Here is an 11224-nt window from a genome sequence, read left to right as displayed (position 1 = left end):
AAGATCAAGGCTTGCGCAATTTCGAAGAATGCAGCGTACTTATCCGTACGTGAAATTCTGAGAAATTGCGCGTAACGCAGATATTGCACTTTTTACGGCGCCATCAAACCATAAACCATGAAGAGCATGAAGGACATGAAGGCAGTTAAAAGACAAAGCTTTTCAATCCGTCTTTTAATCGATAAACGTTGAAATTGATCAAAAGTCCATGGGAAATGCCGGCAAGCTTCATATAACTCAGCAACTGGGCTTGATGCACACCGGTTAATTTTTCAACGCTTTTGAGTTCTATAATAAGCTGGTTTTCAACCAGCACATCCACCCGATATCCGCAATCTATCCGCATACCTTTAAATTCCACCGGCAAGGTGTGTTGCAGCATGAATTCAATGCCGTTTAGCTTCAATTCATGCGCCAGGCACTGCTCATATGTGGATTCCAGCAGGCCCGGCCCTAATTCCCGGTGGACCTCAATGGCACAACCGATCACACGATTTGACAGCTCACTGAATTCCATATTCCTTCATGTCCTTCATGCTCTTCATGGTTTATGGTTTTGAAAGTAAGTCAATTCCACTGCGGCTGCAATAAAAAAACCGGAGCGTTATATAACGCCCCGGTTTTTTATGGTTTGAATATGACTTATGAGTCGTTGCTGTCTAGAACAGGCCGGTGACCTTGCCTGTATCCGTGTCCACGTCAATGCGGCGGAAGGCCGGGTTGGAGCCGGTTCCGGGCATCAGGCTGATGGTGCCGGCACACGGGCAGAGAAACTTGGCGCCGGAGTAGATCAGCACGTCGCGGATGGGCAGCCGCCATCCCTTGGGAACACCCTTCCTTGTGGGTTCATGGGTCAGCGACAGGTGCGTTTTGACCATCATGGTGGTGTAATCCGCATACTTGGGATCATCTTCGAGCATTTTGGCCTTCTGCTCGGCTTCGGGCTGCCAGTCCACACCGTCGGCGCCGTAGACCTCCCGGGCAATGACATCCACGCGGTCGCGCAGTTTCATGTCCAGGGGATAGAGGAAGTCAAAGTTATTGCCTTCCTCGCAGGCGTCAACCACGGCATCGGCAAATTCCAGGGCGCCTTCGCCGCCTTTTTCCCAGTGCTTGGACTCGGCGCAGCGGGCGCCGGCTGCCTCGGCGGCCTTCTTGACAATGGCGACTTCATCGTCAGTGTCAGTGTAGAAGCGGTTGACGCAGACCACCGGGTTGATGCCGGCTTTGCGGATCACATTGATCATGTGGACCATGTTTTCCACGCCTTTTTCCACCAGCTCGGTGTTTTCTTCTTTGTATTCCTTGGGCATTTCCTTGCCCGGCACGACCTTGGGACCGCCGCCGTGCATTTTCAGGGCGCGGATGGTGGATGTCAGAACCGAAACATGGGGTTTGAGGCCGGAGTTGCGGCACTTGACGTTCCAGAATTTTTCAAAACCAATGTCTGCGGCAAACCCGGACTCGGTGACATGATAGTCAAAGAGCTTCAGACCGATGCGGTCGGAAATAATCGAGCTCTGACCCACGGCAATGTTGGCAAACGGGCCGGCATGCACGAAGCAGGGCTGATACTCGGCGGTGCACATCAGGGTCGGGTTAATGGTGTTTCTCATAAAAGCGGTCATGGCGTTGCCCACTTCCAGGTCGCCGCAGGTGATGGGCTTGCCGGTCTTGCTGAAGGCCACGGTGATGTTGTTGATCTTTTCCTTGAGGTCGGCCAGGTTGGTGGCCACGGCCAGGATGGCCATGAGCTCGGAGGACACCGCGATGGCAAACTTGGACTGCATGGTGTAGCCGTCGGCCCGGCCGCCGAGGCCGATGATGATGTTGCGCAGGGCCTGGGCACAGAAGTCAATGATCCAGCCCATCTCCACCCGGGTGGGGTCCACGTCCAGGCGGGGCATTCCCGACAGGCGCTGGAGCTGCTCGTCGGTGTAGTTTCTTTCATGCTGCATCCGGGAGGTCAGCGCCACCATTGCCAGGTTGTGGGCGTTCATGATGTCGTTGATGTCGCCGGTCAGGCCCAGGGAGAATTCGGTCATGGGAATCAGCAGGGAGTTGCCGCCGCCGGCTGCAGTTCCCTTGACGTTCATGGTAGGCCCGCCCGAGGGTTGCCGCAGGGCGCCGCCCACGTTTTTGCCGCGCATGCCAAGGCCTTCCATGAGCCCCACGGACGTGGTGCTCTTGCCCTCGCCAAGGGGCGTCGGTGTGATGGCGGTGACTTCGATGTACTTGCCGTCGGGCTTGTCCTGGAGGCGGTTCATGATCTTGAGAAAGTCCACCTTGCCCAGCCGGCCCATGGGCAGCATTTCGTCTTTTTCCAGTCCGAGTTTTTCCACCCAGTCTTCCGGGGTGGGCATGTTTTCCTCGGCTGCTTCGGAAATCTGCCAGTCAGCCATGTTTACTGCATCGTATGCCATGTTTTCTCTCCTTTGGCGTTTTGGGTTGATAATGAATATTATCTAAGGTTTACGGCCTGCACAAGCATGTAAAGTTTCTACATACCATTTCAGCCCATTTTTGACAAGACCAATCCAACGCATTTCAGCACCGGAAATACAAAAACTTTAAAAACGTTTTTATCCCTTTCAGCTCGCAGCCTCCATTCGTCTTAGCCCTGAATTTCCACCAGCCTTTTGTAAAACCCGTTTCTGGCCATGAGCTGTGCGTGGGAGCCGGATTCCGCGATCTGCCCGTGGCGCATGACCAGGATGGTGTCTGCGATTCTGGCCGTGGACAGCCGGTGGGCAATCACGATGGAGGTGCGCTCGGCCATGAGGTTGGAAAGCGCATCCTGAATGCTGGCCTCGGTTTCCGAGTCAATATAGGATGTGGCCTCGTCAAATATGATCAGCTCGGGATCTGCTGCTATGGCCCGGGCAATGGAAATCAGCTGGCGCTGACCCGAAGACAGGGTGGCACCTTGTTCTGTGAGGCGGGTGTGGATGCCGTCCGGCAGGTTTTGGATAAAAGAGCGGCTTCTGGATTGGTCCAGGACCCGGTCCACGGTTTGTTCATCCGGAGTGCTGTTGGCTCCGAAGATGTTGTTGAAAATGGTTCCGGAAAACAGAAACGGTTCCTGGGAGACAAGGGCGATTTTGCTGCGAAGCGCGCCGGACGCAAATGTTCGGATATCAATATCGTTGACTTGGATGGCTCCCTGGTCCGGGTCATAGAAGCGTACCAGCAGATGAATCAGCGAGGTCTTGCCCGCGCCCGTGGGCCCCACCACCGCAAGGGTGCGGCCGGCGTCCAGTGTGAAATCGATTCCCTTTAACACGGGCTGCTCCGGCTGGTAGCCGAACCAGAGGTTATCGGCGCAGATTTTCTCAAAACGCTTTGGCACGGCTGCAGCATCCTGTGCATGGGGTTCAGCGATGCGGTCGTTTTCGTCCAGGATCTGGAAAATGCGTTCAGCCGAAGACATGGCATTCTGGGTGATGTTGTATTTTTCGGCAATATCTCTGATGGGCCGGAAAAACATGCGGACATAGGAAATAAACACCACCAGTTCGCCCAGGCTCACCCGGCCGGCGAGTATCCCGGAGCCGCCGGCAAAGATCACCACGGCAAGGCCCACCGAGCTCATCAGCTCGATAAAGGGCATAAACATGGCAAAAACCGTGATCTGGCGCATTCCGGCAAGGAAATTTTCGTGGTTGATGCGCCGGAAGTTATCGTAATTGTTTTTCTCCTGGCCGAAAAGCTGGATAATGCCGACCCCGCCGATGGTTTCGGAAAACTTGGTGTTGATTTCCGCGGCCTTGATGCGCAGGGTGCGAAAGGCCTGCCGGGCAGTGCCGGCAAACCGGAACCCGGCGTAAAACACCAGAGGGAAAATCACGTAAACCGCCAGTGCAAGCTGCCAGTCAATGGCAAAAAGCACCGCTGTGATGCCCAGCAGCAGAAAAAGGTCCTTTAGCACAAAGATGATCACCGAGGTCAGCATCTCGTGCATGTTCTGGATGTCGTTGGTGGTCCGGGTCACCAGCCGGCCCACGGAGTTGTGGTTGAAAAACCGCACAGACAGCCGCTGGATGTGAGCAAACAGCTTCAGGCGCAGGTCATGCATGATGTGCTGGGCCGTGTATTCCATGATCAGCACGTGAAAGAAATTGACCGCCAGGTTGAGCAGGATGATGACCACCAGCACCAGGGCCGCCCGGCTCAGGCCGGATAATTGCTGGTCTTCTGAAAGATTTCCGGATTGGTCCCCGGGTTTGTTTGCAGATGCGTCAGAAGATTCAGCCCCCGGTTCCCGGTCTTTTTGCGTTGATTCGCCGTCAGCCGGAGCCCCGGGCCCGGGCATGCTGATGTTTTTTTCCGGCACGATATAGCGGTCAATGGCTTCCTTGGTCACGTAAGGAATGGCCAGTTCCAGCACCGTGACCGTGGCCATGAGCACAAGGGCAACTGCCAGCAGGATCCGGTAGGGGGCGGCAAACGGATAAAGCCGGCGCAAAAGCCCGGTATCCCGTGCCTTTCCCAGCTCCTTTTCCGCAAATATATCCCTTTCAGCACTCATTTACTTATTCCGGCCCCCAACCTTGAACGTTGAACTTTGAACCTTGAACTTTGAACCTTGAACCTTTCACCTTGAACCTATTCATATCTCTGCAGCACCTCAGTCCTCGCATAATACCCGTTATGTTCCATCAGCTCTTCGTGCGTCCCGGTTTCCGCAATCCGGCCGCTGTCGAGCACAATGATCCGGTCGGCAAAGGACACGGCCGGTATCCGGTGGGAGGCGATGACCACGGTTTTTTCCCGGGCCAGCTCCCGGATCACGGAAATGATTTCAGCCGCGGTCCGGCTGTCGACCTGCCCGATGGGATCGTCGAGCAGCAAAACAGGCGCATCCCGAAGAAGGGCCCGGGCCAGTACAATGCGCTGTTTCTGCCCTCCGGAAAGCACTACCCCCTTTTCGCCAACTGCCGTGTCAAACCCCCTTGGAAACTCGCAGATGGTTTCATAAAGGGCGGCCCGGCGCGCGGCTTCAACAAGCCGGTCATGGTCAACGGTTCTGCCGAATGCAATGTTTTCGGCAATGGTGCCGGAAAACAAATAGGGCTCCTGGGGCACGTGGGCGATCTGCTGCCGCAGGTCCCCGAGTTTCAGGGTGCGGATATCATGGCCGTCGATCCGGAGGGCCCCGGCGGATACGTCATAGCGCCGCGTGAGCAGGTAGAGCAGGGTGGTCTTGCCCGAGCCCTGGGGGCCGATGATTCCGAGGGTGCGGCCGGCCGGAACCTTTAGGTCGATGTTTTCAACAGCCGGCTCTGAGGCCTGGGGATAGGAAAAACTGACCTGCTCAAAGCCGATTTCGCCGCTGACCCGGGAAACCGGCCGGGCGTCTGGTGCATCCCGGATTTTGGGTTCTGTGGACAGAATCGAGTCGATTCGGTCCAGAGAGGCGCTTCCCCGCTGGATCAGGTTGGTGAGCCATCCCATGGCCATCATGGGCCACATGAGCATGTTGAGATAGCTGATAAAAGCCACGAAATCGCCGGCGGTGATCCGCTCGAAAATGGCCAGTCGTCCGCCGTAGAAAACCACGATGGTCAGGCTCAGGTTGGTGAAAAACACCATCAGGGGAAAAAAAGAGCCGGTGATGCGCACCAGTTTGAGGTTTTCAGTGATATAGACATTGGATATATCCTGCATGCGGGAAAACTCGGTCTGTTCCCGGTTATAGGCCTTGACCGTCCGGATGCCGGCAAAGCTTTCCCGGACCATTTCGGTCATGTCCGAAAAAGTGGCCTGGACCCGGGTGTAGAGCCGGTGCATTTTCCTGCCGAAAATCCGGGTGACCACCACGATCACGGGCATGGGCAGCAGGGCCGCAATGGTGAGGCGAACATCGATATAGGCCATAAACCCGATGGCCGCGCTTCCCAGAAATACCGCGTCGGTTAAGGCCACCATCCCCATGCCCACGGCCATTCGCACGTTGTTGATGTCATTGGTGGCATGGGCCATGAGATCGCCGGTGGATCGCTGATCAAAAAACGGGGCGGAAAGGGTCTGGATATGGGAAAACAGCCGATTGCGCAGGCCTTCTTCCACAACCCGGGACGTGCCGATCAAAAGCCGGCGCCAGAAAAAGCGAAGCACCGTCATGGCCGCGGCAATGCCCACGATCATGGCCGCATACCGGCCCAGCCCGGCCATGTCAACCCGGCCGGCGGTCAAATCGTCCACAGCCCATTTCACCACCCGGGGAATAAAGAGCTGGAGCAGATCCACGATCATCAGACAGACAATGCCGATGAAAATCAGGTTCCGCCGCTGTGAGAAATAGGGTTTTATCAGATGAACTGAACGCATGGACCTGTCCGTAATTGATGGTGGCATTTGCATTACTACGCCGGTGCACGCGGTGTAAAGATTTTTTTGATGCCGGCGCAAGGCCCCCGGCTCCGCCCGGGGCGGGCTGCAAGGATGTCCACAAAGTGCATTGATATTTGATATCGCTCTGTGATAAGAAAAAGTTACAGCGAAGTTGTTTTTTTACTGTCTGTTTCCGTATCGGATTTGTTTCCTGGCCAGTCCCTGGCCCGGTTGATTCACCTGTTTGAAAGCGTTTCCCCCGGGCCTCCGCCCGGGACCGAACACTGCAAATAACTTTTTGCCCCATGCTTAAAACCTTTGGTTTTATTTTTTTGAACCTTGAACCTTGAACCTTGAACTTTGAACGAAGTTACTTAGAAGTTGGCAATGAGATCCAGCAGATACTTTTCCGGAAGTCAGAAAGACCGGCGGCCTGCAGCCGGCGGCCACTGGCCGTGGTTTGCGGCCGTTGTGGTCATTTTTTTTCTGGTCTTGTCTCCGGCCCCGCGGGCCCAGCAGGACCAGCTCGTTAATGAGGCCGAAGCCAGCCAGGCGGCCAGCCGCCTTTATCAGACCCTGACCCGGTCCTTTGGCGAAGCCATGGAGGTGGAAAAAAAGGAGCTGGACCGGGTTACCACAGCACTTGAGTCCCTTCAGGCCGAAGCCGAAGAGATGAAAGAGCGGATGAGCCGGATTCAGCTCATGGAATCCACCTATTCCAATCTCCTCCTGCTGCCCTCGGTGGAAGCCCGGAAACTGGAACAGGCCAAAAGCCGTCAAAACGTTGCTGTGGGCTACATCCGGGAGCGGCTCGAAAAAATCAAGGATGAAATCGACGATTGGGAAAAAGCCCTGAAAGAGACCCGTGAGCAGGTTGCGTCCTATACGGATCAGCGTACGGACCTCAAAACCCGGCCGCCCCAGGTAGCCCTTAGCAGCGAACTGGCCGAAAGACTCGATGCCCTCATTGACCTGCTTGAAACCAAGCAGGCCAGGATCGGGCAGATCCTTGAAATTTATAAGGATCAGCAGCAGGGCTTAAGCAGGCTGCTGGTGGAAAGGATTCGTCCCCTTGGGGCAAAGATCGACGAACAGATCGAGGCGCGCAAAAAAAGCCGCATCCTGCACTACGATCTCAGCCCGATGCTGCGCCTGGCCAGAGGGGAGCTGCGGACCAATCTGGGCGAATCCCTTGAGACTCTCCGCACCCTGATCTTTGAAACCGCCTGGACCAAAACCGGTATAGTCACCTGGGAGGAGTACAGCTTGTTTCTGGGTGTGTTTTTGTTTCTGCTGGCCGTGCTCCAGGCGATTTTGTATGCATGCACCCGGTTCTGCGGGCCACGGATGCAGAAAAGCCTTGATGAGGAACGTTTCTGGCATTACGTCCTGCTCAAGCTGTTTCAAAAGTCCCTGCCATGGGCCGGGGCCATTGCCTACCTGCATTTTTTCCCGATCCGTCCCATGTACCAGCTCACACCGGTGTTTTCCCTGCTGCCGCTGATCATCCGATTGCTTGCCCTGATCATGGTGGTGCGATGGGGACGGATATTTCTAAAGGCCCTGGGCGGGCAGACCTCGGATCCTTTGTTTCATCGCATATACTCGCCCCTGCGCCGCCTGTTTTCCGGGTTTTTGATATACGGCATTGGTCATCTGTTGTTAAGCCGGTTAATCTGCACCAATTGCATGACCCTGATCGCATGGCGGCTGATCTTTGAATTTTTGCTTTTGGGCTGGTGCATTTATTTTTTTCATGTATTTCGCCGCAGCACCGCCGGGTCCGAGTTCTCCGAGCATCGATGGTTTCCGCTGCTCAACCCTTTTCTGATCGCCATGGGCTACGGGCTGGTGCTGCCGGGTCTGCTGGCTGAGCTTATGGGTTTTGGCGGGCTGGCCGCATACTGGTATTTCGGGTGGGCAAAAACCGCTGTGCTGATGTTCTGGGTGTTTATCCTGTATCGGGTGCTGCGGGAATCGGATGTGGCAGCCCACATTGAGCGTTCCGATGATGTGGATATAGATCCGCTCAGTCCCCGGCCCTATCCGGTGCGGTGGCTCATTGTCCGGCTGCTTCGGATCGGGGTTGGGGCGGGGGCTCTGTTTTCTTTTTTTGTGGCATGGGGCGCCCCCCGCACCTTTCTGGTGGATATTCTGTATGCCATCAATTACGAGGTCACGGTGGGCGATTTCCGCTTAAGCCTTACAGGTTTTGTTTATGCCTTAATCGTGCTGCTGTTTGTCCATACCTTTACCGTGATCTTCAAGGAATTTCTCCGCGGCCGGGTGCTAAGGGATACTGAAATGGAGGCTGGCCTGAAGGATTCCATACTCCGGATCACCGGCTACGTGCTCTGGTCGGCGGGCATTTTGATTGCCCTCCGCACCGTGGGCATCAGCGGAACCGCCCTTACCGTGGTCTTCGGTGCCCTGGGTATCGGGCTTGGTTTCGGGCTGCAAAATATTTTCAACAACTTTTTAAGCGGCATCATCCTGCTGTTCGAACGGCCCATCCAGGTCGGAGACGTGATTGAAATCGGCGACATATGGGGTACGATCCGGGAAATCAACGTGCGCTCCACCCAGATGCGCACATTTGACAACGCAGAACTCATTATTCCGAATGCGGATCTGATCAGCCAGGTGGTCACCAACTGGAGTTACCGCGATGCCCGGATCCGCAGGACTGTCCAGGTGGGGGTGGCCTATGGCTCCGATGTCGCGCTGGTCAGGGAGGTTTTGATGGACGTGGCCTACCAGCATCCCCGGATTCTGCGCCGGCCCCACCCGGAGGTGCTGTTTTCGGATTTCGGGGACAGCGCACTGATCTTCAAGCTGCGTTTTTGGGTCCACATTGACTGGTTTTTAACCGTTGAAACTGACGTGCGCACTGACATTGACAAGCAGTTCAAGGAACACGGCATCACCATTCCCTTTCCCCAGCGGGATGTTTATCTGAAAACCGGCAAGCTTGAGCCCCCTGAACAAGCAGGGGCACTGGAGCAAAACGAAACATGACACCACAATTTGTCGTACTGGCGGTATTGGTACTACTTTCAGGCTTTTTTTCATCATCTGAAACCGCTCTGTTTTCCATCAGCAAAACAAAGGCCCGCTATCTGGGCAATTCCGGGGGGCGGATCAACGACCTGATTTTCCGGATGAAAGAAGACCCCCACAGGCTGTTGTCCACCATTCTGATCGGAAACAACCTGGTCAACATCGGGGCATCGTCTTTGGCCACGGCTGTTGCCATGCACTATTTGTCCAGCAACGCCGTAAGCATCGCCACCGGGATCATGACATTTCTGATCCTGGTGTTCGGCGAGATCTTTCCAAAGACCGTGGCCACCCAGCACAACGTGGCAGTGGCCCGGGTGGTGATCCTGCCCCTGTTCTGGCTTTCCTACGTGTTTCTGCCCGTGATCTGGATCTTAAATTTCATCCCGCGTCTGGCCGGCGCCGCCCGGGGCACGCCTCCGGTGACAGAAGACGAGCTGATCACGTTTGTCGACGTGGTGCATGAAGGCGGTCAGATCAATCCCGAGGAGCGCGAGCTGATTTATAACATCATCAAGCTCGATGATATCAATGTCTCGGAGATCATGACCCCGAGCGCGGACATGTTCGTGCTTGAACGGGGCGGGGAGCCGGATCTGGCAAAAATCCTGGAATCCGGATATACCCGGATTCCGGTGATCGAGGGCAATATTGATCACGTGGTGGGCCTGGTCAATGTCAAGGACCTGTTTAAGCAGGAAATTCGAACTGAAACCGGGGTGGACATCGAAAAGATCATGCGCGCCCCGTATTTTGTTCCCGAGCACAAAAAGATCGACCAGCTGCTCAATCAGTTCAAGCGCAAAAAAGAGCATGCCGCCATCGTGGTCAATGAATACGGCGAGGTCTGCGGCCTGGTTACTCTTGAAGACGTGCTCGAGGCCATTGTGGGCGATATCGTGGATGAAACCGACATTGTCAAGCCCCCGGTGGTCAAGATCCGGGACAAGGAATGGCTGGTGCTGGGTTCAGCCGACATCAGCATTGTCAATGCCAGGCTGCGCATGAACATCCCGGAATCCTCCTCCTATGAAACCTTTACCGGCTTTATTTTAGAGCAGATCGGCCGGATTCCCCGGGAGCAGGAGCAGATCGTGATCGGCAAGTACGTGGTCACGGTCAAGGAGGTCGAGGGCAACCGGGTGATCTCCTTTATTGTCCAGCGCAAGTAAGCCGATACTATGAAGTCAGGTCTTTTTTCTTTTCCTCAAATTCGGCCTTGTCGATTTCCCCTCTGGCATACCGCTCCCTGAGGATTTCCAGGGCCCTGGATGTTGAAGCCCCGGTTCCGGCTGATGCGCCGGGTTCGGATTTGGTGGTTTGCACAAGCCACCGGATCAGCAAAACCAGGCCCACAATGATCAGGACCCAGACCACGATGGTAAATATGCCCCCGAACCATCCCATAAAGCCGTATCCGCCCATCATGCCCGGGCCCATGTGCCATCCGTCGGGGCTGCCCTGCTGGGCAAGGACAGCGCCGTCCAACGTCATAATCCCGAAAGCCGCGGCCAGTGCCGCAGAAAAAACTGTCAAACGTCTCAATATCATTGTCGCCTCCTTGAAGTCGGATGAATTGATTGTGCAGTTGTCTGATTTTAATTGTTGATAAGCCTGTAAAAAGTCTTTTTTACAGGCAGTGTTAAGTTTTAAGTGATTAAGTGTTAAGTAAAATCAAAAACTTATTTTTTTATTGTTTGGCGATTATACCATTCCTTAGAAGTAAGTTTTTAGATGGCGCCGTAAAAAGTTCAAGATCAAGGCTTGCGCAATTTCGAAGAATGCAGCGTACTTATCCGTACGTGAAATTCTGAGAAATTGCGCGTAACGC

The 11224-nt window shown here is 55.0% G+C and carries 7 protein-coding genes; 2 read left to right on the top strand and 5 right to left on the bottom strand.

The genetic code is table 11. The features are described from left to right. Positions 1-145: 145 nt before the first annotated feature. The 4 genes from ACTCIA_RS15350 to ACTCIA_RS15335 form a co-directional block, all read right to left on the bottom strand. Positions 146-517: a GxxExxY protein gene (locus tag ACTCIA_RS15350; RefSeq protein WP_463002684.1), complete on the bottom strand. Its 372-nt coding sequence runs from the start codon at positions 515-517 to the stop codon at positions 146-148. 142 nt (positions 518-659) lie between these two features. Beyond that, the gene (locus ACTCIA_RS15345; protein ID WP_463002683.1) at positions 660-2423 is read right to left on the bottom strand and encodes a formate--tetrahydrofolate ligase; all 1764 of its coding nucleotides are present in this window, start codon (positions 2421-2423) and stop codon (positions 660-662) included. Between the two features lie 191 nt (positions 2424-2614). Beyond that, positions 2615-4528, bottom strand: a complete 1914-nt coding sequence (locus ACTCIA_RS15340) for an ABC transporter ATP-binding protein (protein WP_463002682.1) — start codon at positions 4526-4528, stop codon at positions 2615-2617. Between the two features lie 77 nt (positions 4529-4605). Then, entirely contained in the window at positions 4606-6330 is a 1725-nt protein-coding gene (locus ACTCIA_RS15335; protein ID WP_463002681.1) for an ABC transporter ATP-binding protein, read from the bottom strand. Between the two features lie 390 nt (positions 6331-6720). Here ACTCIA_RS15335 and ACTCIA_RS15330 point away from each other — a divergent pair, with 390 nt between their 5' ends. Next, entirely contained in the window at positions 6721-9351 is a 2631-nt protein-coding gene (locus ACTCIA_RS15330) for a mechanosensitive ion channel family protein (protein WP_463002680.1), read from the top strand. Continuing rightward, a complete protein-coding gene (locus tag ACTCIA_RS15325; RefSeq protein WP_463002679.1) occupies positions 9348-10565 on the top strand; it encodes a hemolysin family protein in 1218 nt (405 codons plus the stop codon). The genes ACTCIA_RS15330 and ACTCIA_RS15325 overlap by 4 nt, the downstream gene beginning before the upstream one ends. Positions 10566-10572: 7 nt before the next feature. On the opposite strand, the gene ACTCIA_RS15320 is transcribed toward ACTCIA_RS15325, so the two are convergent. Further along, complete coding sequence (locus tag ACTCIA_RS15320) at positions 10573-10944, bottom strand: SHOCT domain-containing protein (RefSeq protein ID WP_463002678.1); 372 nt, start codon at positions 10942-10944, stop codon at positions 10573-10575. Between the last annotated feature and the right edge of the window lie 280 nt (positions 10945-11224).

This window comes from Desulfosalsimonas sp. (assembly GCF_055149105.1).
This window is presented reverse-complemented; position numbering and strand designations above follow the sequence as displayed.